The sequence below is a fragment of the Photobacterium sp. GSS17 genome (genome assembly GCF_028621875.1).
GTDB lineage: Bacteria > Pseudomonadota > Gammaproteobacteria > Enterobacterales > Vibrionaceae > Photobacterium > Photobacterium ganghwense.
Map to the genome: position 1 here is coordinate 1,016,577 of NZ_CP117517.1, position 24,628 is coordinate 1,041,204.

The window sequence follows — 24,628 nt, forward strand, 5'->3', positions numbered from 1 at the left end:
TTGTGGCAAGTAAATTTCAGAGCCGCCTGATAGGCACTATTATCCTTGTTGCTATTGGCGTTATCTTCCTGCCGGATTTGTTTGACGGCAAAAAGCAACATTATCAGGAGCAGTTTGCCAGCATTCCTTTGCAACCTGAGATGAGCGACGAGGTAGAGTTTGAAACCATACCTGAACCGGAATTCGCAGACGTTTCTCTGCCGAATGAGCCGGTGACCGTTGTGATTGACGATGGGGAGGCGGCGGTTGAAGTTTCTCAAGCAAAACCGGAAGCCAGACCGGCCGTAAAAACTGAGGCACCAAAGGTAACGGAGAAGGTAACGGCTAAGGTCGCAGAGCAACCGGTAAAGGTGGCACCCGTGCCGGAAACGGCACCGCAAGTGGGTAACCAGGACAGCGGCTGGGTCGTTCAGCTCGGTGTGTTCCGCAATTTTGATAACGCCCATTCGCTGGTAGGCCGTTTACGTGAGGCCGGTTTTCAGGCGCATGTTTTCCCGAAACAGCCTAAGAAGGGCGATTTGGCTCGGGTCGTAGTGGGGCCTGATGTCTCGAAAGAGAAGTTATCCGGCCAGCTCAATGAGTTAGAAAATTTAACCGGATTAAAAGGTCGATTGCTCAGATTTAATCCACTAAACCCTTAGGAAAACGTTTGCGTTAGCATTTTTTCTGTTAGAATACGCTCCAACAAGAAGAATACAATAAATGATGATCTGGATTGATTACGTAATTTTAGGCGTAATTGGCTTCTCTGCTCTGGTCAGTTTGATCCGAGGATTTGTGAAAGAAGCCTTATCGCTCGTGATTTGGTTTGCAGCCTTTTTTGTCGCGAGTAACTTTTATACCCAGCTGGCTGCCTACTTCACCAACATTCAGGATGAAATGTTGCGTAACGGTAGCGCTATCGCCGCCCTGTTTATTGCCACGTTGATTGTCGGCGCGGTCGTCAACTACGTGATCGGCCAACTGGTTCAGAAAACCGGCCTGTCCGGGACTGATCGGGTATTGGGTATTGTGTTTGGTGGGGTACGCGGCGTTTTGATTGTTGCTGCGATACTGTTTTTCATTGACGCCTTCACTGGGTTTTCTAAGGCTGACTGGTGGCAACAGTCACAGTTAATCCCTCAGTTCGGGGTCGTCATTGAATGGTTCTTCAGCTACCTCAAGGACACATCAAGCTTTTTACCAGGCGCTATCTGACAGCGTCTGGTCCAAGATTAGGGATCAGATTGGCAAAGGCCACTGATAGTTACAAGGACACAGGTTTCAGCGGGGATCCGGCAGGCGCGGGATACCCGCTGAAATTTAACTAAGCGACTATGAAAGCGTGACGAGGATTTAGGACATGTGTGGTATTGTCGGAATCGTGGGTTCTACCCCGGTAAACCAGTCTATCTATGATGCACTGACCGTGCTGCAGCACCGTGGCCAGGATGCGGCTGGTATTGTTACCCTGGAAAGCAATCGTTTCCGTCTGAGAAAAGCAAATGGCCTGGTACGCGATGTGTTTGAAGCTAAACACATGCAGCGTTTGCAGGGCAACGTCGGGATTGGCCATGTCCGTTACCCGACCGCAGGCAGCTCTAGCGCGTCTGAAGCGCAGCCGTTTTATGTCAACTCCCCTTACGGTATCTCACTGGCGCACAATGGCAACCTGACCAATGCTGCCGAAGTGAAAGAGAAACTGTTCGAAATAGCCCGCCGCCATGTCAACACCACCTCCGACTCCGAAGTTCTGCTGAACGTTCTGGCTTACCAGCTGGAAGGTGCTAAATCATACCCAATTTCTCCGGCTGAGATTTTTGAAGCTGTCCGTGAAGTACACCGTACCGTCGCCGGTGCCTATGCGGTGGTGTCTATGATTATCGGTCACGGCATGCTGGCATTCCGCGATCCCAACGGCATTCGTCCGTTGTGTCTGGGCAAGCGTGAAGTGAATGGCCAGATTGAATACATGGTGGCATCGGAATCTGTGGCACTGGATGCTGTAGGTTTTGACTTCATGCGTGACGTTGCCCCGGGTGAAGCCATATTTGTGACTTTTGATGGTCAGCTGTTTACTGAACAGTGTGCTGATAACCCGGCTCTGAACCCTTGTGTGTTCGAGTTTGTGTACTTTGCCCGTCCTGATTCGTTCATTGATAAAGTGTCCGTTTACAGTGCCCGTGTGTGTATGGGTCAGAAACTGGGTGAGAAAATCAAGCGCGAGTGGGGCGACCTGGATATCGATGTGGTGATTCCAATCCCTGAAACCTCGTGTGACAGTGCGCTGGAAATTGCACAGACGCTGGATAAGCCTTACCGCCAGGGCTTTGTGAAAAACCGCTATGTCGGCCGGACGTTTATCATGCCAGGGCAGCAAATGCGTCGTAAGTCAGTTCGTCGTAAACTGAATGCGATCCGTTCTGAGTTCAAAGATAAAAATGTTTTGCTGGTGGATGACTCCATTGTTCGTGGTACCACATCAGAGCAGATCATCGAGATGGCTCGTGAAGCGGGTGCTCGCAAAGTGTACTTGGCCTCGGCAGCACCAGAAGTTCGCTTCCCGAACGTATACGGCATCGATATGCCAAGTGCCAATGAACTGATTGCGCACGGTCGTGAAGTGGACGAAATCTGTAAGATGATTGGTGCCGATGGCCTGATTTTCCAAGACTTGGACGATCTGGTGGCTGCTGTTGCCGAAGGAAATCCGGACATCCAGCAGTTTGAAGCGTCCGTCTTCAGTGGTACTTATGTAACCGGCGATATCGATCAGGCGTATCTGGATTACCTGCAGTCACTGCGCAGTGAAGATGCAAAAACCCAGCGCGAGATCCAGCAGGATCTGGCGAACCTGGAATTGCACAACGAAGGCGTGTAAAGATAAGTAGATGCTTGCTGCAACGAATAAAAACGGGAGACTCAGTGTCTCCCGTTTTTTATTGCTCGCAAGTCATTGCCTGCGGAAAAATGTCGAGCTAAGAGCTAAACTGCGGGCCGAGTCCCATATTCCACAGGATGACAGAGCCGGCGATGATTGATACCAGCAGTACCAAGCCACAGGTGACAATAGAGCTGGAGTAGATAAATCCTCGCTCTTCCGGAATGTGCATCAGAATTGGCACACCGGTATAAAGCAGGTAAACCGAGTAGGCTACGCCAATCAATCCGGCCAGCATCAAAAACCAAAGCTGTGGGTAGATAGCAGCGATGCTTACCATAAAGAGTGGGGTGGCAGTGTAAGCTGCCAGTTCTAAAGACTGAGTAAATGTCGGGGTAGAACCAAAAGTGTGGCTCATCCAGTGAGTCAGGTAAGCCAGCGCAAACACACCGGCAATCAGCGCAAAATACATCGCGACAGACATGCCGAGCGCACTGCCTTGGGTCAGGTAAATAGGTTCCCCAACACCAATTCGCCAGCCAATAAACACACTGGAGATGAAAGCAAAAATCGGTGGCAGCAAAGCAATCAGCATAATGTGGCTCAAACTGCCCTGAATCCCTTCATGCTCCTTGTCAATGGCCCGCCATTCCTGCTTGGGATGGGTATACAATCCGAATAAATGTCCCAGAATCATAACGTTTCCTCGTTGTGCTGTGCATGCTGCACATTTCCACTATCAAAGAACACGCTCCCCAATCTTTAGTGTTCTTCTCCGTCTGTTCTTGAAAACGCCTATTGAGCAATTCAGTTTATTGCTCAATTCACCTTGGCTATCGTTGCAAGTTGCAACGAACAGGTAGCGGCCTGAAGGCGTTATCATGCCAGTATTAATAACATTTAGTCGGGGTTGGAGGGCTTGGCAAGAAATGGCATGCAGCAGGTTTGAGATTAAACCTGCTGCAAAAGAGGGGCTACAGCTTGAAGTAGTCGCTGGCGAACTCAATAAAGAGGCGCAGCTTTTCTGGTTGGTAATCGCGGTGGTTGTACATCAGGTAAACATCCCGCGGATTGGATGACCAGTTATCCAGGATCTGCACTAATTCGCCAGTCTGAATGTATTGTTCCAGCATGACATCGGGCATCAGGGTAATACCCAGCCCGGCAATGCATGCCTCGCGGACAACATTGAGCTCGTTAGCTTCGAAACGGCCACGGTCACTGACGGTGATGGTTTCGCCATTGCAGTCAGTCAGGCGCCATCGCAGCAGAGGTTTGCCTTTCAGCAACGGGTGCTGGTGGAGATCCTGCGCATGCTTTGGCTCCGGGTGATGTTTCAGGTATTCCGGGCTAACCACCAGAATGTCTTTCACTGCATTGACTTTACGAGCGATCAGGGTGGAGTCACGCTGCGGCCCGACCCGAAAAATGACATCCCAGTCGGTTGGATCCAGCAGTTCCGGATCATTGCTCATGGAAAGCTCAATATTGATGGCCGGATGCTCACGCATAAACGCATTAAACAGCGGCTGCAGCATAACCTTGGTTAGGTTTGATGGTGCCGCAATTTTCAGCTTACCAGCAGCGCCTTTACATTCTTCGCTGATATGCTCGGCGGTATCCACCAGACGTTGAAGCAGCGGGCTGCAGTCATCGTAAAATTTTTGACCGGCTTCCGTCAGGGAGAGTTTCCGTGCATGACGGTTCAGCAGGCGAATGTTCAGGCATTCTTCCAGTGCCTGAATACGCCGCGTCAGAGTGGCTACGGGAACCTGAGTTTTGCGAGATGCTGCGGTATAACTCCCGTTTTCCACAACCATGCGGAATAAATTCAAATCGTCAAGCTTCATCACTCTACATCACTGAAAACTTAATAATCGAGAATTGTATAACAAAATGTGTCAAAAGATGTCGTTATCATTACAAGTTTTGCTATAAATCAAGATATCGATAATTTTCTCGATATGCCATTGACTCTTTAGCGGTTTCCCGAAAAGACCAGAATACTTGGGTATCAGGTCAAGCTTCACAGGCATACCCGCAGAGTCACAGACCTAAGTTATCTGGTTGCGAGATAACACACTGGAATGGGTCAATAAACGGATAATTATCGGATAAAAGCTGCCTCAAGTTCCAGTATTTCAAGTTGGAACGATTGGAGGTGTTGAATTTTGATGAATTTAACAAAAAGAATTGTTGGTTATTTATATAACTGTAATTGACTGACTATTGGCAGAATCAGGCCTATGCTTTTGTTAAGTTCACTGCGTAGCGAAGTGTTATGAGTAGCTATTCATTGCATCCTGATTTAGCCAACACAATGGACAGTCATCGGTACAGATCGTCAGGGGAGTCAAAGTTGCTTGAAGGTAAAGACGTGCTTATCGTCGAGGACGACCCGGTTTTCAGAATGATGCTGACTGGGTTTTTAAACAATGAAGGTTGCCGGGTTCGGGAAGCGGAAGATGGCTTGGAAGGCTTGCGTGCGCTCCGCGAAGGGATGCCTGATGTCCTGTTGTGTGATTTGGCAATGCCGGTCGTCACCGGTATGGAGTTTGTTGAAGAAGTATCATTGCAGTACCCGATGGTGCCTATCATCGTGATTTCCGGTACCGGGAATATGTCGGATGTGGCAACAGCATTGCGCCACGGGGTCAAAGATTTTCTGATTAAACCGCTGGATAACATCATGGTGTTGAAGTCAGCGATTCTTTCTGTGCTGAAGTCGCAGGATTCCATCACCGGGGCGTCCGGATTTTCCAGCCAGTGGGTGAGTGTTGATGACGAAGCCATCATTGATGAAGAGCTGGAGTGGCACATTGAGGAGCTGAAAACCAATCCTCGCGCAGCCCGTGAATTGCTGCTGGGGCTGATGCCGGATACAGAGTCTGTACAGGGTGACTGGCAGCTCAATTACTGTGTGTTGCAACCCGCAGATGTACAGCCTGTGCTGCTTGATTATACCTGGCTGATGGACGGGCGATTGGCTTTCTATGTGGTGGATTCAGCCTCGGGCGATGATAACGGTACCGCAACCACGTTGCTGATACGTGCCTTTTTTAATGACTTTCTCCGCACACGGATGGCGGAAGGGTATGATCTGAGTGATTTGATCAAGCTGATAGAGAAGGGCATGCTCAATTCAGGCTATGCCTCACCGATCAGGGGGATTTTCGGTCAGTTTGATGCCACCGACAGGACTCTGACTATTGTATCGACGGGTCTGGCTGCCATGTTGCAAACCAGTGATGGTGATCAGCTCATCCAAGCCCGTTCATGGTTGGGAAATAATGCCCGGCGAAACGCCAGTGTAACGCTCCAACTGGCGGATTCCGGGGGGCGTCTATCTCTGTGCGAAACCGGCACCACCAGTTTCAGTTTGACTCTGAAACGCCGAGGGATGGCTTGATAGTAATGGCTGGATGGTGATGGCTTGATAGTGATGGTTGGTGATGATGTAGGTTGTTTTCCTGCTTGATTCCCTTAGCACAAAGTACAAATCACAACGTAAAACACACATAGCAAAAAGCGAGAGCCCGGCTCTCGCTTTTTTATTCTCAATCCTATCCTCATCTTAAATCCACGTTTTGTGCCGGAAAGTATTGGCCTGTGGAGATGGGACGTCTGAATCGATATCTGAGCTTAGGCTTCGACAGGTTTCGCGTCAGCTAACTCGTCTTTCTCAACGTAGCCTTCTGCACCGTGCATCCAGCTAATCAGTTTGTTCGAGCACATCAGCAGCAGGATACCAGACAGAGTAGCTGCGATCGCGATACCACTGAAGATAGCCATCGGACCGGCTTCGCCTACGTGAGCACCGATAATACCTGCTACGTAGTTTGCCACTGCGTTGAAACCAAACCAGGCACCCATCATCAGAGAAGCCAGGCGAAGCGGAGCCAGTTTCGTGACCAGAGACAGACCGATTGGAGACAGGCACAGTTCACCCAGAGTATGGAAGAAGTATGCACCGACCAGCCACATCATAGAGGTCTTCACGGTCAAATCACCGCCTTGCTCCAGTACCGCGCCAACCATACACAGGAAGCCAGCAGCCAGGAAGAACAGACCCAGAGCAAATTTCACCGGTGACGCTGGCTCTTTAGAACCCATTTTCACCCAGATAGACGCGATGATTGGAGCCAGAGTAATAACAAAGAACGGGTTCAGTGACTGGAACCAGGCAGCCGGAACTTCGAAGTCACCCAGCATACGGTCAGTGTACTGCTGCGAGAAGATATTCATCAAACCACCGGCCTGCTCGAAACCTGCCCAGAAAATTACCACGAACATACCCATGATCATAATCACTTTCAGGCGGTCGCGTTCTTTCCTGGTCAGTGGCTCTTTTTTGCCGGACTCATTCATTTCAGCAGCGCGCTTTGCAGCAGGCACTTTACCGATGTTACCCAGCAGGCGCTCAGCAAATACCATTTGAGTCACCAGGCTGATCAGCATACCGATACCGGCAGTCAGGAAGCCTGCTTTCCAGCCGTAAGCAGCAGATGCAGAACCCGCAATGATACCAGCCAGCAGTGAGCCCAGGTTGATGCCCATGTAGAAAATGGTGAAGGCACCGTCACGGCGGTGATCGCCTTCCTGATACAGGTCACCTACCATAGTCGAGATATTCGGCTTGAACAGACCGTTACCCACAATCAGAAGGGCAAGACCCAGATAGAAGGCCGAAACAGAGTGAGTGCCTACCATGTCATTTGGTAGTGCCAGGGTAAACTGACCCAGTGCCATTAACAGGCCGCCAATGATGATAGAGCGGCGTTGGCCCAAGAAGTTATCGGCAATCCAGCCACCGATTAAAGGAGTGATGTAAACCAGGCCAGTATAAATACCGTATAGATTCAGTGCGTCCTGCGTTGTCCAGCCTAAACCACCATTGATGGTTTTATCTGTGAGGTATAGTACCAAGATGGCACGCATAGCATAGTATGAAAAGCGTTCCCACAGTTCGGTTCCAAACAGCAAGAACAAACCTTTTGGATGGCCCAACAGGGTCCCACTTTTAAGATTGCTCATAATTATTCTCTAAGAATGGTTGGATTTGTGTTTGCAAATGCGGAGCTATTTATAAATGACAAATTAATAAACTGCAAATCTTTACAAAATCAAAACAAAATCTAAACGAGATAACATATTGATACAAAAGAGCTTGTATGAAAACCGGTCAAAACTGAAATTTCAGATTTCCCTATCGACATTTGTTACAAATCTCGTAATAAACGGTTATTTATTTATTAAATTTCGATTTTTTAATTATTTTTAGTTTTATGTGTCGTGAATGATGTTTTATTCATTATTGTTACAAATTTGGTGTGAAAAGGGCGGTTTTTAGCCGATTTGAGGCAGGTGAATGACTATTTGTTTGTCGTTTAGGTTGTAAAAACTATAATGGCAGCTCGGAAAAATTTGAGAATGGACAGAGACGAGCATGAAAGATTGGTACCTTTTGTATTGTAAGCGGAGTGAACAAGAACGAGCGGTGATCAATCTGGATCGTCAAGGGGTTGAGTGCTACTACCCTCAGGTTACGGTAGAAAAAATCATCCGTGGCAAGCGGATAACCGATTTTGAACCTTTGTTTCCGAGCTACATGTTTGTGTACTTTGATCCCGAGGCGATCAGCTATACCACAGTACGTTCAACACGTGGCGTGGCTGACTTTATTCGTCAGGGAGCGAAGCCTCAGGTGGTGTCACCGGACCTGATTTACGGCCTGATGATGAACGAGGATTCGGAAGAGCAGCAAGCCAAATTGACCAACCTGCCTAAACCGGGCGACACGCTGAAACTGACCCAGGGACAATTTAAAGGCATTGAAGCCATTTACCAGGAACCGGACGGAGAGAAGCGTTCTTTTATGCTGATCAACTTGTTAGGCCGTCCAGTGAAGGTGAGTGTTCAGAACGAAGATTTAATTAAACTTTAGTTCCGGACTCGGTAAGCGCGTGAGTCTTTGATATAGTTGCCGGGACAATTGAAATATGGAACAACATAATGCATAAAACTTCCTCTGTTCGTAAGGCAGTGATCCCTGTTGCCGGTCTAGGTACACGAATGCTTCCTGCAACAAAGGCCATTCCGAAAGAAATGTTGCCTATCGTTGATAAGCCACTGATTCAATATGTGGTTAACGAGTGTGTGGCGGCAGGTATCAAGGAAATTGTTCTGGTAACCCATTCGTCGAAGAACTCCATTGAAAACCACTTCGACACCTCGTTCGAGCTGGAAGCCACGCTGGAAAAACGTGTGAAGCGTCAGCTGCTGGATGAAGTTCAGAAGATTTGTCCGCCAGACGTAACCATTATGCATGTGCGTCAGGGGCAGGCGAAAGGCCTGGGTCACGCTGTACTGTGTGCTTATCCGCTGGTCGGTGACGAGCCGTTTGCTGTGGTACTGCCGGATGTCATTCTGGATGATGCTGCCAGCGATCTGCGCCGTGAGAATATGGCTGCGATGGTGAATGCCTTTAATGAAACGCGGATCAGCCAGGTCATGGTTGAACCTGTGCCGATGTCAGAGGTGTCCAGCTACGGTGTCGCCGATGTGGGCGGGGCAGAGCTGAAACCGGGTGAAAGTGCAGCGATGAGCAAAGTGGTTGAAAAACCGGCTCTTGAAGAAGCACCGTCTAACCTGGCTATAGTTGGTCGTTATATCCTGCCGGCAGAGATCTGGCCATTGCTGTCACGCACACCAGTTGGCGCTGGTGATGAAATTCAGCTGACAGATGCGATTGATATGCTGATGGAAAAGCAGCAGGTCAATGCTTTCCATATGTCTGGCAAGAGCCACGACTGTGGCAGCAAGCTGGGTTACATGAAGGCGTTTGTGGAATACGGCCTGCGCCATGATGTGCTAGGTGAAGATTTCAAAGCTTATCTGCAATCTCTGAAGACTGAACTGTAAGACTGTTGTCTGCGGGTGCGCGCAGACAAAATGCCCGTTAGGTTATTGTTGATTCAGATTACATAAAAAAGCGAGGGGCAGATGCCTCTCGCTTTTTTTGATCCAGTTAATGTTTGAACCAGTTGAAGATCCCGTACTTGGGGCGGGTACAACTGCATCAGGTTTAAGCGTCCGGTTTCGGTCTTTCCAGCGCTTTGTGGCGCTTGTTTTAGTCGCCGTGGTATTGTTCGCAAGCCAGTAGCGTGTTTTCAATCAGCGTGGCAACGGTCATCGGGCCGACACCGCCTGGTACCGGGGTAATGTGGCGGGCTTTTTCACGCGCAACATCGTATTCCACATCGCCAATCAGCTTGCCGTCATCAAGACGGTTAATGCCCACATCGATCACTGTCGCGCCTTCCTTAATCCAGTCACCCGGAATGAAGTTAGGTTTACCGACGGCAACGACTAGAATGTCAGCCTGGCGAACATGATTTTCCAGATCCTGAGTGAAGCGGTGGCAAGTTGTGGTGGTGGCACCGGCCAGCAGCAGCTCCAGTGTCATTGGACGGCCTACGATGTTTGAGGCACCCACGATGACGGCATGTTTACCGCGTACCGGAATATTGTAGCGCTCCATCAGCGTCATGATCCCTTTCGGGGTACAAGAGCGCAGTTTCGGGATGCGCTGACACAGACGGCCGACGTTGTAAGGGTGGAAGCCATCCACATCCTTTTCAGGCACAATGTGCTCTAGGACTTTGGTGCTGTCGATACCGGCAGGCAGAGGCAACTGCACCAGAATCCCGTCAATATCCTTGTCTCTGTTCAGCTCATCAATCAGAGTGAGCAGCTCAGCTTCCGTGGTCGTCGCCGGCAGGTCGAAAGACTTGGAAAGAAAGCCGACTTCATCGCAGGCTTTACGCTTGCTGCCGACATAAACCTGCGATGCAGGGTCATTACCTACCAGCACAACAGCTAAACCAGGTGCACGCAGTCCAGTAGCGACACGAGCCTTAACGCGAGCGGCAACTTCTTGACGAACCGTTTGTGAGATTAGTTTTCCATCAATAATTTGAGCGGCCATGTTTTTCCTTTGGTCGGTAATTGATTGAACAATTGGGTATCGACGGCATAACCAACACTGCAGAGGGAAAGGAAAGCAGTTTCTGCATTGAGCGGCGATAACCAATCGTGTATCTGGGCGCTATTGTCGCAGAGAATGTGAGTAAGATCTATAGCGCAAACGTTTGCTTTTGGTGTTTTGTACTTTGTTTAACGATTTTGTTACAAGCCTGTTCTGTTTGCTTGCCACTACGAACTTATCCTGGTGATTAATCTATGGTGTGGCCTACCTAAACGATGCGTCGTATTAGATTACCATTTCCCCGACACATTGCTCTTTGTTTAAACACTTGATGGCAAATACTCGTAAAATAGGGGGAAAGACGTTGACGTTAATTTTCGGCAACGTATAATCCCGACCCGTAACTCAGCGTTACGCAGTGTGCGCCCTTAGCTCAGTTGGATAGAGCACGTGCCTTCTAAGCATGTGGTCGCAGGTTCGAATCCTGCAGGGCGCGCCATGCATTTCGAGCCGCAGCAGGTTTTCCTGCTGCGGCTTTTTCATTTCTTCCGGGGCATCATCGTTATGCGACTGCCTTGTCATGCGGCTGCCCTGTATAGTCTTTTCCTCCCCTCTATATCTCCAGCTCCGGGAAGCAACTCGAAAGGATTTCGTATTTCACTGCCATCGCTTTTTCTGTCTCCTGTGTTACTGGCATGTGTCCTTTGGCCATTCCGTTACTTCTCGTCACCTTTCATTCTCTTTTTGATATTTTTGAGTCGGTCACCCGTTAAAGTGGCGCACTCGGTATGTGTAACATTTTGTTAATCAATCTATTTTTCAACACGCTTATTCATTGGGTGTGAGGGGGAGTGATTGTTTTGGTGGAATGTGTGGCTAGGGTCTCAACCTGAAGGAATTTTTACAGGAGCCAGGAAATCGGAGGCTATTCTTGCTGCGGGGCGCACCGGGCGCTCGAATAGTGTTTGGTGCCGAGGTTTGGTTATAAACACGGCTGAGCAGGTTGCTTAAAAAGGATATGGATGATGGCTAGGGATTTACAATCATTGCTAACGGATATTGAACGCAAAGGATTTGAAAACGACGCTGCGGAAACCGAGCGTGCGCGAAAATATCTTAATATCACCAAGGACACAGGGGAGCTGTTGCAGGTATTGGTTAAAACCAGCGGTGCTCGGCGGGTATTAGAAATCGGGACATCCAATGGATACTCGACACTGTGGTTGGCGAATGCATTAGGGCCATCGGGCATGGTGACAACGCTGGAGCAAAATCCGCATAAGATCGAAGAGGCACAGCACTATTTTTTGCAGGCGGGTTTGGCGGAGCGCATTGACATTATGCAAGGGGATGCCACGGCGCTGCTCACCATTCTGACCACACCGTTTGATTTTATTTTCCTGGATGCGGATCGCAGTGCATATATGACCATGCTGCCGGACCTGACACGGTTGCTGGCATCCGGGGGCCTTCTGGTGTGCGACAACGCCATTTCCCATCAACAAGAGCTGCAACCTTTTATGGATTACTTCATACAGGAGACCGGATTTGACGCAGCACTGGTTCCGGTAGGAAAAGGGGAGTTTTTGATTTACAAGCACTAAGCGTCTGTGTTGATAGGTGGATATTGTTCATTGCCACAACGGGATTACCAGGGAAGCACTGACCCGTCCCAGTGATAGAAGTGCCCGCTTTGCTCCGGTGTCATTGACTCGATCACACTGACGATCCGCTGGGCCGAAATGTCCGACGAATACAATTTGCTTGCCGTAATACGCGATTGAAAGGGAGCCGACAACTGGGTGTCGGTCGTACCCGGATGAATGGCCGCCACACAGGCATTAGGAAACTGGCGTTTCCATTCGAGGCTCAGTGTTTTGAGAAACATGTTGAGCGCAGCTTTGCTGATGCGGTAACTGTACCAGCCTCCCGAATGGTTATCGGCGATTGATCCCACCATCGCTGATAAACAGGCAAACCGGAACGGTGTACTGCGGGGAAGCAGATTATCACAACACTGAGCAAGCGCGATACTGAGGTAAAGGTTGGCGCGAAGATTGTGCTCTAAGAAAGCTGGCGTGATCTCTGACAAGCGTTTTTCCGGCATCTGGCATTGTGATATCTGAGGCTGAGTAGAAGCTGTGGGAATTCGGCTTTGGTTAAGTGGTTCTCTCTTAATGTGGGCAACACTGGCACCTTTGTTTAGCCCATCCTTTAGCCCTTTGTGCAAATCAGAATGAGATGTGGTGCCAGCATGCAGGAAACCAGCAGCGTTAATGATCCAGTCAGGGTATCCGTATCGGGCAAAAAGTAGTGACAGGCGTGCTTCTACTTGCGGTTGATGATCAAGCAAATCGCACTCAACAATCGCCAATCTGTTGGGTACAGCCTGTTGCAATGCAGCCAAAGCCGGTGATGGGGAGCGGGTAAGGGCGGCTACCTGGCAGCCGATTTCGAGACAATAACGCACCAAGGCCATACCGATTCCACCGCTACTGCCGACAATCATCACCTTCTTCACCGCATCAGCCCGCCGGCTCATGTGTCCATCCTTACTTTTTGAACGTTCTGAATCCCATTGTGGCACTCATTTACAAAACCTGATTGGTATTCATTGATTCATACGTTTTTATTTACAATAACTTATCTGCCAGACCCTGTCTGAAAGCGTTGAGGGTCATTAACGTTTAGTTTGGTTTTTGGCCTGGTCATGGCTTTACCTCTTGTTCGCATTGGCCTTAGGTGCAATTTTATTAGTGTCTGTCGACTTGGTTAAGCGGTGGCCTAACAGTTCTCAATCTTAAGAGCTGCTGGTGGAGCACTATGAACAACCACGATTTGAGAAATCATACGTACTCAGATGTATAAAAGTTCAGCAACCGGTCAGGGTGGAAGACAAAAACAGGTGGTGTAAATTGCAGCGTTTGGATGGTGTTTAGTACGAATATTTCAGGACGTGCTCAAAAAATCTTAATTAGCCGCGATTTTTTTACGCTTTTCTCTTGTAAATGGAATTTTTGCCCCTATCTTGTGTGAATGGTCAAATTGCGGTGCGGTGTAGCTGTCTCGACGAGCAGGCACAGGATCGCTATAATACCGCGTTTTTAATTTCTGGCTCATTGGCGTTTAGGCCGGCAGAACAGAAATTATCAGAATTCAGGCGTTATGGTTTTGACGAGCGTCAGCCATAACACGAAAGGATGCCACCGTCAGCGCCGCTGATCGGCAACATCACTCAGACAAACTGAGTAAGTTTTGAGGTTATATAAAATGCAAGTTACCGTTGAAACCACTGAAGGTCTAGAACGCCAACTAACTATCACAGTACCAGCTGCTAACATCGAAGATGCAGTAGCCGCTGAACTGAAGAAAATCGCGAAGAATCGTCGTTTCGATGGTTTCCGTCCAGGTAAAGCTCCGCTGAAAATGGTTGCTCGTATGTTCGGCGCATCTGTACGTCAGGACATTCTGGGTGAAGTGATGCAGCGTCACTACATCGAAGCAATCGTAAAAGAAAAAATTAACCCAGCAGGCGCACCAACTTTCACTCCAGTAGAAATCGCTGAAGGTAAAGACCTGGTATTCAAAGCGTCTTTCGAAGTATTCCCAGAAATCGAACTGTCTGGTCTGGACAAAATCGCAGTTGAAAAACCAACTGTAAACGTGAAAGACGAAGACGTTGAAGCGATGCTGGATACTCTGCGTAAGCAGCAGGCAACTTGGAAAGAAGTTGACGCAGCAGCAGTTGAAGATAGCCGCGTAACTATCGACTTCACTGGCTCTATCGACGGCGAAGAGTTCGAAGGCGGTAAAGCTGAAGGTTTTGCACTGGCAATGGGCCAGGGCCGCATGATCCCAGGTTTCGAAGACGGTATCGTTGGTAAGAAAGCTGGCGAAGAGTTCACTGTAGAAGTGACTTTCCCAGAAGAATACCACGCTGAAAACCTGAAAGGTAAAGCAGCATCTTTCGCTATCAAACTGCACAAAGTTGAAGCGCAGGAACTGCCAGAAATGACTGAAGAGTTCGTTGCTAAATTCGGTATCGAAGACGGTTCTGTTGACGGTCTGAAAGCAGAAGTTCGCAAGAACATGGAACGTGAAATGAAGCAAGCTGTTAAAGCTCGCATCAAAGATCAGGTGCTGAACGGTCTGGTTGAGCAAAACGACATCACTGTTCCTGCTGCTCTGATCGATCAGGAAATCAATGTTCTGCGTCAGCAAGCTGTTCAACGTTTCGGCGGCAACGCTCAGAACGCACCTGAACTGCCACGTGAGCTGTTCGAAGAGCAAGCTAAGCGCCGCGTAGTTGTTGGCCTGCTGCTGGGTGAAGTGATCAAGTCTGAAGAGCTGAAAGTTGATGAAGAGCGCGTTAAAGCAATCATCGCTGAAATGGCTTCTGCATACGAAGATCCATCAGAAGTTGTTGCTTACTACGAGCAAAACGAGCAAATGATGAACAACATGCGTAACGTTGCTCTGGAAGAGCAAGCAATCGACGCGCTGCTGGCGAAAGCTCAGGTTTCTGAGAAAGAAGTTGGCTTTAACGAGCTGATGAACCAACCAGCTGCTTAATTTGCTGAAATTACTGTAGAGATTTGACTTTACTTCAAATCTTCTGCTAACAATGGTCCGTGTGAGAGTAATTTCATTCGGGCCATTTATTTTAGGGAAATAACGTTATGAGCTACCAAGACAAAAACGCTATGTCGCCGATTTTGGATGCGCTGGTTCCTATGGTGGTCGAGCAGACTTCACGTGGTGAACGTTCCTACGACATCTATTCCCGACTGTTAAAAGAGCGTGTGATCTTCTTGACCGGCCAGGTTGAAGATCATATGGCTAATCTGGTTGTTGCCCAGCTTCTGTTCCTGGAATCCGAGAACCCGGATAAAGATATCTTCCTATACATTAACTCACCAGGTGGTTCAGTAACTGCAGGTATGTCTATTTATGACACCATGCAGTACATCAAGCCAAACGTGAGCACAGTATGTATGGGTCAGGCTTGCTCTATGGGTGCCTTCCTGCTGGCTGGCGGTGCTAAAGGGAAACGTTACTGCCTGCCGAATTCTCGTGTCATGATTCACCAGCCTCTGGGCGGTTTCCAGGGTCAGGCATCCGATATTCAGATCCATGCTCAGGAAATCCTGACGATCAAGAATCGTCTTAACAACCTGCTGGCCGACCATACGGGTCAGCCGCTGGAAGTGGTTGAACGAGACACAGATCGTGATAACTTTATGTCGGCTGAGCAAGCGGTGGAATACGGCTTGGTCGATGCTGTTTTGAGCCAGCGTAACAACTGATGATTTGCTCCGGTGGGAAATGTTTCCTTACGGAGCAAAACAACCTGAGTTGTTATACACTCAAAACAAGGCAATGATGGGGTAAAACCCGAAAAGAGGTTAGCGAATGACAGATAAGCGAAAAGAGAGCGGTAGTGGAAAACTGCTGTACTGCTCTTTCTGCGGTAAAAGTCAGCATGAAGTTCGCAAGCTGATTGCAGGCCCTTCTGTTTATATTTGTGATGAGTGCGTTGATTTGTGCAACGACATTATTCGCGAAGAAATCAAAGAAGTGATGCCTAAGCGAGAAGGTAGCGAACTGCCGACACCACAGCAAATTCGTGCAAACCTGGATGAATACGTGATTGGTCAGGACCATGCGAAAAAAGTACTGGCGGTAGCGGTATATAACCACTACAAACGCCTGCGCAATGGTGACACCAACAGTGAAGGGGTTGAGCTTGGCAAAAGTAACATTTTGCTGATTGGTCCAACGGGTAGTGGTAAGACACTGCTGGCTGAGACCCTCGCACGCATGCTTGACGTGCCATTTACAATGGCTGACGCCACCACTCTGACGGAAGCAGGGTATGTGGGCGAAGATGTAGAGAATATCATTCAGAAGCTTCTGCAAAAATGTGACTACGATGTTGCTAAAGCAGAGCGCGGTATTGTTTACATTGATGAAATTGACAAGATTTCCCGTAAGTCCGATAACCCGTCGATTACACGCGACGTGTCGGGTGAAGGCGTTCAGCAGGCTCTGCTGAAGCTGATCGAAGGCACGGTGGCTTCTGTACCGCCACAAGGTGGTCGTAAGCACCCGCAGCAGGAATTCCTGCAGGTTGATACATCCAAGATTCTGTTTATCTGTGGTGGTGCGTTTGCTGGCCTGGATAAAGTGGTTGAGCAGCGTGTGGCAACCGGCACCGGTATCGGTTTCGGCGCGGATGTCCGCTCGAAAGACGAAACCCGTACTCTGAGCGACTTGTTCGAGCAGGTTGAGCCGGAAGATTTGGTGAAATACGGTCTGATCCCGGAATTCATCGGTCGTCTGCCGGTCACTGCGATCCTGAACGAGCTGGATGAAGATGCACTGGTTCAGATTCTGCGTGAGCCGAAGAATGCCCTGACCAAACAATACGCCGCACTGCTTGAGCTGGAAAACGTTGAGCTTGAGTTCCGTGAGGATGCGCTGGTGGCTATCGCACGTAAAGCGATGGAACGTAAAACCGGTGCGCGTGGTCTGCGTTCAATCGTGGAAGCGGTACTGCTGGATACCATGTACGAACTGCCGTCTGCGGAAGGCGTCAGCAAGGTTGTGATTGATGAATCAGTGATTAAGGGCGAATCTGAGCCTCTGCTGATTTATGAGAACACAGAAAGTCAGGCAGCAGGTGCTGAGTGATTTCTGTCCAGTCTGGATAAAAAAAGGAGGCTTTCGCCTCCTTTTTTATTTTCTGTACGTTATCCCGTTGAATCTTGCTCCCTTGCCCCCATATACTCAGTAAAGAGATTGAACGGAAGAGAGAATAATATGAACCTGGAGCGTTCGGAACGCCTTGAGATCCCCGTTCTGCCACTGCGAGATGTGGTGGTCTACCCGCACATGGTCATTCCATTGTTCGTAGGCCGGGATAAATCTATTCGTTGCCTTGAAGCGGCAATGGAAGACAACAAACAAATTCTGTTGGTGGCCCAAAAAGAAGCGGCGACTGACGAACCTTCGATCACTGACTTGTACAACGTGGGTACAGTTGCCACGATCCTGCAGCTGCTTAAACTGCCAGACGGCACGGTAAAAGTACTGGTAGAAGGCCAGCAGCGCGCCCGTGTTGAAAATCTGCGTGATGACGAATTCTTCGTGGCAGATGCTGAGTTCCTGGTAACGGAAGAGATGGACGAGCGCGAGCAGGAAGTCCTGGTTCGTACCGCTATCAGCCAGTTTGAAGGTTTCATTAAACTGAACAAGAAGATCCCGCCAGAGGTCCTGACCTCACTTAACGGGATCGATGAAGCTGCGCGCCTTGCGGATACCATCGCAGCTCACATGCCACTGAAGCTGGCTGACAAACAAAAAGTGCTGGAAATCGTTGATGTCACGGAACGCCTTGAGTTCCTGATGGCGATGATGGAATCGGAAATCGATCTGCTGCAAGTGGAAAAACGCATCCGCGGCCGCGTGAAGAAGCAGATGGAAAAGAGCCAGCGCGAGTACTACCTCAACGAGCAGATGAAAGCGATCCAGAAAGAACTGGGTGAGCTGGATGACGCACCGGATGAATTCGAAACGCTCAAGAAGAAAATCGAAGAGTCGAAGATGCCAGCCGAAGCTCGTGAGAAAACAGAGCAGGAACTGCAGAAGCTGAAAATGATGTCGCCGATGTCAGCGGAAGCAACCGTGGTTCGTGGCTACATCGATTGGATGCTTAGCGTGCCATGGCACAAGCGCTCTAAAGTGAAGAAAAACCTGGCGAAGGCTGAGGAAATTCTGAACGCTGACCACTACGGTCTGGAGCGTGTGAAAGAGCGTATCCTTGAGTACCTCGCTGTTCAGACTCGTATCAATAAGCTGAAAGGGCCGATTCTGTGTCTGGTGGGGCCTCCGGGTGTTGGTAAAACCTCGCTGGGTCAGTCTATTGCGGCTGCAACCGGCCGTCAGTATGTGCGTATGGCGCTGGGCGGCGTACGTGATGAAGCGGAAATTCGCGGTCACCGTCGGACCTACATCGGCTCGATGCCGGGTAAGCTGATTCAGAAAATGGCCAAGGTTGGGGTGAAAAACCCACTGTTCCTGCTGGATGAGATTGACAAAATGTCATCTGACATGCGCGGCGATCCGGCTTCCGCTCTGCTGGAGGTTCTGGATCCGGAACAGAACAATGCGTTTAACGACCACTACCTGGAAGTGGACTACGACCTGTCAGACGTCATGTTTGTGGCAACGTCTAACTCCATGAATATTCCAGGCCCGTTGTTGGACCGTATGGAAGTGATTCGCCTGTCGGGCTACACCGAAGACGAAAAACTGAACATTGCCAAACGTCACCTGCTGGATAAGCAAATCAAGCGTAATGGCTTGAAGCCGGGTGAAGTGGAAGTGGATGATTCGGCGCTGGTCGGTATTATCCGCTACTATACCCGAGAAGCGGGTGTGCGTAGTCTGGAGCGCGAAATCTCCAAACTGTGCCGGAAGGCCGTGAAAGAGATTCTGCTGAATCCGCAAACCAAGAAAGTGGTCATCAATCAGGCTAACCTGAAAGATTACTTGGGCGTTCAGCGTTTTGACTACGGTAAAGCGGAAGAAAACAATCGTGTTGGCCAGGTTACTGGTCTGGCGTGGACGGAAGTGGGCGGTGATTTGCTGACCATTGAAACCGAATCTATGCCGGGTAAAGGCAAACTGACTTACACGGGTTCACTGGGCGATGTGATGCAGGAGTCGATTCAGGCGGCAATGACCGTAGTTCGTACTCGAGCAGAGCGTCTGGGCATTTCACCTGACTTCTACGAGAAGCGTGATATTCACGTTCACGTTCCGGAAGGGGCTACACCGAAGGATGGCCCAAGTGCTGGTATTGCAATGTGTACGGCACTGGTATCCAGCCTGACCGGCAACCCGGTACGTGGTGATGTGGCAATGACCGGTGAAATTACCTTGCGTGGTGAAGTGTTGCCGATTGGTGGTTTGAAAGAAAAACTGCTGGCGGCACACCGTGGCGGCATCAAGACCGTTCTGATTCCGAAAGAAAATGAGCGTGATTTGGAAGAGATTCCTGATAACGTGATTGCGGATTTGGAAGTGCGTCCGGTACGCTGGATTGATGAAGTGCTGAATGTGGCGCTTCAGAATAATCCATCAGGCATCGAGCTGGTAAACGTTCAAAACAGTGACATGCAGCAAAGTTAAGTAATGAAAAAACGCTTTCAGGGAGAAAAAGCCTTGTCAGCGTTTTTTTGTGTGGCTATAAGTTAAGTCTAATTTGCCGTTAGCTCAATAATATCAATGCTTCCGCGCCAATTTGGGCGATGACTTGATATAATTAGACCTGGTATTTTTTATCCGTGATGCACTGTTTGCCAAAAGGCTGCAAGCGGAAATGTTCATAGAGGGGATGAGATCGTGAACAAAACACAACTAGTTGACAAAATCGCCGAAAATGCGGATATCTCAAAAGCGTCTGCAGGCCGTGCGCTGGATGCCTTCATTGAAGCAGTGTCTGAAAGCCTGAAATCAGGCGATCAGGTTTCTCTGGTTGGCTTTGGTACATTCTCTGTACGTGAGCGCGCTGCTCGTACTGGCCGTAACCCGCAAACTGGCGCAGAAATCCAGATCGCTGCGGCTAAAGTTCCTGGCTTCAAAGCAGGTAAAGCGCTGAAAGATTCTGTAAACTAAGGGGCAGACCCAAGTTTGTAGGAACAAACAAAATTCCTGGTTGTCAAAGCTGGCAACTTGGTAAAAGCTAAAGGCGCATCGGGTCGATGCGCTTTTTTACTTTAAGTGGTGTGATATTCAGGCTCTGGCCTGTTTGCATTCTTTACTCATCACTCAACGGGTAAGCCTGGGTGGAAACACCGGCAAACTGTGTTGGGCTTATTCCGGTTGGTGTAACATGCCAGATCGAATCAGTAGGAGATACGGCAAATTATGATGGAGCGAATGCGCGAAGGCGCAAACAGCATTTGGGTTAAGATTATTCTTGGCCTGATTATTCTTTCTTTTGTGTTTGCAGGGGTGGGAAGCTACCTGGCTGGCAGCGGTAACCAGTTTGCCGCTAAAGTTGATGGTCAGGAAATCAGCCAGCGCGAATTCGAGACGGCTTACCAGAACGAACGTAATCGCATGCAATCGCAACTGGGTGATTACTTTTCAACTCTGATGGGCGACCCGGCTTACGTACAGCAGTTCCGTCGCAACGTGCTGGACCGTATGGTCAATGACCTGCTGATTCAGCAGCGTGCGGAAGAACTGGGTATGCGTATTTCTGATGCGCAGGTACGTCAGACCATTTTGTCCATGCCTGAATTCCAGCGTGACGGTGCGTTTGATAACGAACAGTACAACATGCTGCTGCGTCGCGCCGGTATGACTCCGGATATGTTTGCTGAGTCCATGCGTACGGATCTGCTGCGTCAGCAGTTCCTGATTGCGATTCAGGGCAGTGACTTTGCATTGAGCAATGAACTGACTGCGCTGACCAAGCTGGAGCAGCAACAGCGTGATATTCGTACGCTGACTCTGAACGTTGCGGAATTTACTAAAAACGTAGACGTCAGCGATGACGAAGCGAAAGCGTTCTACGAGCAGAATCCTCAAATGTACATGCGTCCGGATCAGGTGAAAGCAGCGTACATTGAGCTGTCTGGTGACAACCTGAAAAACACGCTGACAGTTTCTGATGAAGATGCCAAAGCTTACTACGAAGAACATAAGAGTAAGTTTGGTACTGCTGAGCAGCGCCTGGCTCGTCACATCCTGGTTCAGGGTAAAGGCAGCGAAGCGAAAGCAAAAGCGGAGCAACTGCTGGCACAGTTGAAATCAGGTGCTGACTTTGCTGAGCTGGCAAAGACATCTTCTGATGACACCTTCAGCGGTCAGGAAGGTGGTAAGCTGGATTGGTTTGAGCGCGGTGTGATGGATCCTGCTTTCGAGGAAGCCGCATTTGCCCTGCAGAAAGGCGATATCTCTGACGTTGTGGAGTCTGACTTCGGTTACCACATCATCAAGCTGGACGATATCAAGGCTCCGCAGGTGAAAGCCTTTGCAGATGTTCGTGATGAAATTCTGGCGGAAGTACGTGAACAGCGTGCCGCGGAAGCTTTCTACGATCTGCAAACTGCACTGGCAGAAAAAGCGTTTGAAATGCCTGATTCGCTGGAAGACGCTGCAGAAGCGGTTAATGCCAAAGTACAGACCACGGATTTCATTTCTCAGTCTGACGCCCCGGGCGTTCTGGCAAATCCTGCCGTGCTGCAGGCGCTGTTCAGCCCTGAAGTGCGTGAAGACGGTCTGAACTCAGATGTGATTGAAGTCGGCCCTGAACATATCGTGGTTGTTCGTGTGAATGATTCCCGCGATGAGATGGTGCTGCCGTTTGAAGATGTTTCTGAAAAAGTGAAGCAGCAACTGGCCGTACAGAAAGGCGAAGAGCAGGCACAGGCCAAAGCCGATGCATTGCTTGCTTCTCTGCGTGACGGTAAGACAGAGATGCTGGCTGAAGACGGTCTGGCGTTCTCCGCGTCCAAGACTATTTCACGCATGGGCGAAGATCGCATGATTGCTCAGGAAGCGTTTGCACTGGCAAAACCTCAGGACGGCAAATCTGTTTACGGTGTTACCCGTGATGCAGAAGGCAACATCCTGCTGATTGCGTTGGATAAAGTCATTGAAGCTGATGTGTCTTCGGTCGCGACTAACAACCAGCTGGCAACACAGCTTGAGCAGATGCTGGCACAACAAGATGTGATGGCAACCCTGCAAGTGCTGCGTGATACCTCAGAAGTGAGTTACAGCGCGGTTGATTCAACTGCAAACTAATTGTAACTAATAAGTTCATCGACGGGCCGCCTTGTGCGGCCCGTCGTTTTTTGGACTGGTGGAAACGCATTTCGATTTACGGTGCGGCGAGAGTTTTTCATTTTATGCAGAGCAAATCCTGCTACGACTGTTCTTTTAGGAGATCATAATGAAAACGACGTTGAAAGCACTGGTACTGGCCGTAGTTGTTGCCGGTCTGCCGCTGGGTATGGCACAAGCCAATGACAACAAGCATGAAGGCATTGAAATTACGGTCAACATCAATACGGCGAATGCCGAAGAGCTGGACAAACTCTTGCTGGGTGTAGGGCCTGAGAAAGCTGTCAGTATCATCGAATACCGTGATACACATGGTCAGTTTGAATCGATTGAGCAACTCTCTGAAGTGAAGGGGATTGGGCCGGCGACGGTGGACAAAAATCGTGACCGTATTCAGCTTTAACATGGCGTATCTGAATTACGGTGTAGAGCCGAGAGCTTCTCCGTAGATTCAGTAGGCTTCTCCGACTCCGCAGACAACATATTGCTTTGTGTAGTTAACGGCTGTCTTTAATCAAATCAGGTACTGGCTATGCCGAAAGTGTAGTTATCTTTATGCAGATGGCTTCAGGAACGGCGAAGCCAGTGCCTTTTGGTCCATACGTGGCAAGTCCCCCAGATTGTGCCTGCCACAGCTCCAGCAAGGTGTGCTTCTACTGCAACCCGGGCATTGATGAGGGCTGCTGAACTGGCTGAACCACCAAACCATTGTTCCCACAGTACTTTAGCGGTGACTCCAGCAAGCAGTAACCAACCGCTTTTGTCTTCCTGCTCAATATCTCGGATAGCCCCCCAAGCGAACAACCCGTGTAACACACCGGATAATCCTGCATATCGGTTCATGTCAGACCAAAGCAGTGATAATCCGACACAGCAGGACAGCCCCAGAATCAGTTTCAGCAGAATTGCTGGGGTGAGATGGCGGCGGAAAATGAAAGTTATAATTGCCAACGCCAGACTGTTCATTATCATGTGTGGCCAGTTAGTATGAGTCAGATTTCCCGTAATCAGTCGCCAAATCTCACCGTGGTCGATAGCATTGCGTTGCCAGTCAAGGACAGGCTGAATCACTGGCAGCTGTGCCAGTGCCAGGAAACTGATCGCAAGGATGATAAAAAAACGAACAGACAAGTTAACCCCTATGAGTCGATATTGTGAACAGTGCGGTAAAGCCAGAAAGGCCTGTATTTGCCGCTGGATTCAAGTCCTTGATGCTAAAACTGAGTTGTGGATATTACAACACCCGTCTGAAGTAAAACGGGCAATTGGTACGGCGCGTATTCTGACCTTGTCACTGCCTAATGCCCGGCTTTGGGTGGGCGAAGACTTTTCCGGACACGCTGAAATCAATGCTCTGCTGGCAGAGCCGGATCGGGAAGCCTGGGTTGTCTACCCAGGGGAAGGGGCTTGGCCAATCAGCCAACTGGCGTCTCAGCCAGAATCATCGGTTAGCCCTCAGCGCCGTACCTTGATCTTATTGGATGGTACCTGGAAGAAAGCGTATAAGATGTGGCAGCTTTCTGCTAATTTACGCCAGCTGCCAACGGTAGCGCTCGATATGGCGGCGGAAGGCAACTACCGTATTCGCAAGTCCCCGAAAGATCAGGGGGTCTCAACCGTAGAAGCCGGATATCTGGCGCTGTCGGCACTTGAAAATGATCCGGAGAAGTTCACTCCGCTGCTCGATGTATTTAACCGGATGATTGATTTCCAGATCCGCCAAATGCCTGAAGGTGTGTTTGAGCGTAATTACTCGGGCACAGTGACAGATAAAGAGACTGGCTCCGATACTTGCACAGGCAGTTGTAAAAACAGTCGGCAAGATACTGGTAAAGGCCAACACGAAGACACCCATTGAGATTCCGGTAAATAGCGGCAACGAGCAGGTTTATGTAATGGGCCAACATAAAAACAGGCAC

At 49.4% G+C, this 24,628-nt stretch carries 21 protein-coding genes and 1 tRNA gene; 16 read left to right on the forward strand and 6 right to left on the reverse strand.

Going from position 1 to position 24,628, the window contains the following annotated elements:
• Positions 1–2: 2 nt before the first annotated feature.
• From dedD to purF, 3 genes are all read left to right on the forward strand, one after another.
• Positions 3–641: a cell division protein DedD gene (gene dedD / locus PGW97_RS04600; RefSeq protein WP_273858947.1), complete on the forward strand. Its 639-nt coding sequence runs from the start codon at positions 3–5 to the stop codon at positions 639–641.
• A gap of 64 nt (positions 642–705) precedes the next feature.
• Positions 706–1,197, forward strand: coding sequence for a colicin V production protein (gene cvpA, locus PGW97_RS04605; protein WP_217391155.1), 492 nt, complete (start codon positions 706–708; stop codon positions 1,195–1,197).
• Positions 1,198–1,342: 145 nt separating this feature from the next.
• Entirely contained in the window at positions 1,343–2,860 is a 1,518-nt protein-coding gene (gene purF, locus PGW97_RS04610) for an amidophosphoribosyltransferase (RefSeq protein ID WP_047887548.1), read from the forward strand.
• A 97-nt stretch (positions 2,861–2,957) separates the two neighbouring features.
• Here the strand turns inward: purF and PGW97_RS04615 are convergent, their stop codons facing one another.
• Together PGW97_RS04615 and PGW97_RS04620 are read right to left on the reverse strand one after the other, a co-directional pair.
• Positions 2,958–3,557, reverse strand: coding sequence for a Yip1 family protein (locus tag PGW97_RS04615; protein ID WP_047887549.1), 600 nt, complete (start codon positions 3,555–3,557; stop codon positions 2,958–2,960).
• A 277-nt stretch (positions 3,558–3,834) separates the two neighbouring features.
• The gene (locus PGW97_RS04620; protein WP_047887550.1) at positions 3,835–4,710 is read right to left on the reverse strand and encodes a LysR family transcriptional regulator; all 876 of its coding nucleotides are present in this window, start codon (positions 4,708–4,710) and stop codon (positions 3,835–3,837) included.
• 509 nt (positions 4,711–5,219) lie between these two features.
• Here PGW97_RS04620 and PGW97_RS04625 point away from each other — a divergent pair.
• On the forward strand, positions 5,220–6,269 hold the full coding sequence (locus tag PGW97_RS04625) for a response regulator (RefSeq protein ID WP_273858948.1): 1,050 nt from the start codon (positions 5,220–5,222) through the stop codon (positions 6,267–6,269).
• 233 nt (positions 6,270–6,502) lie between these two features.
• On the opposite strand, the gene PGW97_RS04630 is transcribed toward PGW97_RS04625, so the two are convergent.
• Positions 6,503–7,894, reverse strand: a complete 1,392-nt coding sequence (locus PGW97_RS04630; protein ID WP_047887552.1) for a peptide MFS transporter — start codon at positions 7,892–7,894, stop codon at positions 6,503–6,505.
• Positions 7,895–8,306: 412 nt separating this feature from the next.
• On the opposite strand from PGW97_RS04630, the gene rfaH reads away from it, so the two are divergent.
• The gene (gene rfaH / locus PGW97_RS04635; RefSeq protein ID WP_047887553.1) at positions 8,307–8,804 is read left to right on the forward strand and encodes a transcription/translation regulatory transformer protein RfaH; all 498 of its coding nucleotides are present in this window, start codon (positions 8,307–8,309) and stop codon (positions 8,802–8,804) included.
• A 68-nt stretch (positions 8,805–8,872) separates the two neighbouring features.
• Positions 8,873–9,781: a UTP--glucose-1-phosphate uridylyltransferase GalU gene (gene galU / locus PGW97_RS04640; protein WP_047887554.1), complete on the forward strand. Its 909-nt coding sequence runs from the start codon at positions 8,873–8,875 to the stop codon at positions 9,779–9,781.
• Positions 9,782–9,989: 208 nt separating this feature from the next.
• On the opposite strand, the gene folD is transcribed toward galU, so the two are convergent.
• Entirely contained in the window at positions 9,990–10,847 is an 858-nt protein-coding gene (folD, locus tag PGW97_RS04645) for a bifunctional methylenetetrahydrofolate dehydrogenase/methenyltetrahydrofolate cyclohydrolase FolD (protein WP_273858950.1), read from the reverse strand.
• Positions 10,848–11,269: 422 nt separating this feature from the next.
• Here folD and PGW97_RS04650 point away from each other — a divergent pair.
• Both PGW97_RS04650 and PGW97_RS04655 read left to right on the forward strand, forming a co-directional pair.
• Positions 11,270–11,346 (forward strand) — tRNA-Arg (locus PGW97_RS04650).
• A 526-nt stretch (positions 11,347–11,872) separates the two neighbouring features.
• Positions 11,873–12,451 carry an O-methyltransferase gene (locus PGW97_RS04655; RefSeq protein WP_273858952.1) on the forward strand — a complete coding sequence of 193 codons (579 nt, stop codon included), beginning with the start codon at positions 11,873–11,875 and terminating at the stop codon, positions 12,449–12,451.
• 44 nt (positions 12,452–12,495) lie between these two features.
• Here the strand turns inward: PGW97_RS04655 and PGW97_RS04660 are convergent, their stop codons facing one another.
• Complete coding sequence (locus PGW97_RS04660) at positions 12,496–13,389, reverse strand: SDR family NAD(P)-dependent oxidoreductase (RefSeq protein ID WP_273858954.1); 894 nt, start codon at positions 13,387–13,389, stop codon at positions 12,496–12,498.
• Positions 13,390–14,117: 728 nt separating this feature from the next.
• Between PGW97_RS04660 and tig the strand changes: the two genes are divergently transcribed.
• The 7 genes from tig to PGW97_RS04695 all read left to right on the forward strand — a co-directional run bounded on the left by tig (position 14,118) and on the right by PGW97_RS04695 (position 23,112).
• A complete protein-coding gene (gene tig, locus PGW97_RS04665; RefSeq protein WP_047887557.1) occupies positions 14,118–15,419 on the forward strand; it encodes a trigger factor in 1,302 nt (433 codons plus the stop codon).
• A gap of 107 nt (positions 15,420–15,526) precedes the next feature.
• The gene (gene clpP, locus PGW97_RS04670; RefSeq protein ID WP_047887558.1) at positions 15,527–16,153 is read left to right on the forward strand and encodes an ATP-dependent Clp endopeptidase proteolytic subunit ClpP; all 627 of its coding nucleotides are present in this window, start codon (positions 15,527–15,529) and stop codon (positions 16,151–16,153) included.
• 106 nt (positions 16,154–16,259) lie between these two features.
• Positions 16,260–17,540, forward strand: a complete 1,281-nt coding sequence (gene clpX, locus PGW97_RS04675) for an ATP-dependent protease ATP-binding subunit ClpX (RefSeq protein WP_047887559.1) — start codon at positions 16,260–16,262, stop codon at positions 17,538–17,540.
• Positions 17,541–17,669: 129 nt separating this feature from the next.
• The gene (gene lon, locus PGW97_RS04680) at positions 17,670–20,042 is read left to right on the forward strand and encodes an endopeptidase La (RefSeq protein WP_047887560.1); all 2,373 of its coding nucleotides are present in this window, start codon (positions 17,670–17,672) and stop codon (positions 20,040–20,042) included.
• Between the two features lie 213 nt (positions 20,043–20,255).
• Positions 20,256–20,528, forward strand: a complete 273-nt coding sequence (hupB, locus tag PGW97_RS04685) for a nucleoid-associated protein HU-beta (RefSeq protein ID WP_047887561.1) — start codon at positions 20,256–20,258, stop codon at positions 20,526–20,528.
• Between the two features lie 252 nt (positions 20,529–20,780).
• Positions 20,781–22,670: a peptidylprolyl isomerase gene (ppiD, locus tag PGW97_RS04690; protein ID WP_273858956.1), complete on the forward strand. Its 1,890-nt coding sequence runs from the start codon at positions 20,781–20,783 to the stop codon at positions 22,668–22,670.
• A 148-nt stretch (positions 22,671–22,818) separates the two neighbouring features.
• Positions 22,819–23,112 carry a ComEA family DNA-binding protein gene (locus PGW97_RS04695; protein ID WP_047887563.1) on the forward strand — a complete coding sequence of 98 codons (294 nt, stop codon included), beginning with the start codon at positions 22,819–22,821 and terminating at the stop codon, positions 23,110–23,112.
• Positions 23,113–23,276: 164 nt separating this feature from the next.
• Here PGW97_RS04695 and rrtA read toward each other — a convergent pair whose 3' ends face one another.
• Entirely contained in the window at positions 23,277–23,840 is a 564-nt protein-coding gene (rrtA, locus tag PGW97_RS04700; RefSeq protein WP_273858959.1) for a rhombosortase, read from the reverse strand.
• A 10-nt stretch (positions 23,841–23,850) separates the two neighbouring features.
• Between rrtA and PGW97_RS04705 the strand changes: the two genes are divergently transcribed.
• Positions 23,851–24,567 (forward strand): tRNA-uridine aminocarboxypropyltransferase, encoded by a 717-nt coding sequence (locus PGW97_RS04705; protein WP_217391116.1) that lies wholly within the window; start codon positions 23,851–23,853, stop codon positions 24,565–24,567.
• Positions 24,568–24,628: the final 61 nt, after the last annotated feature.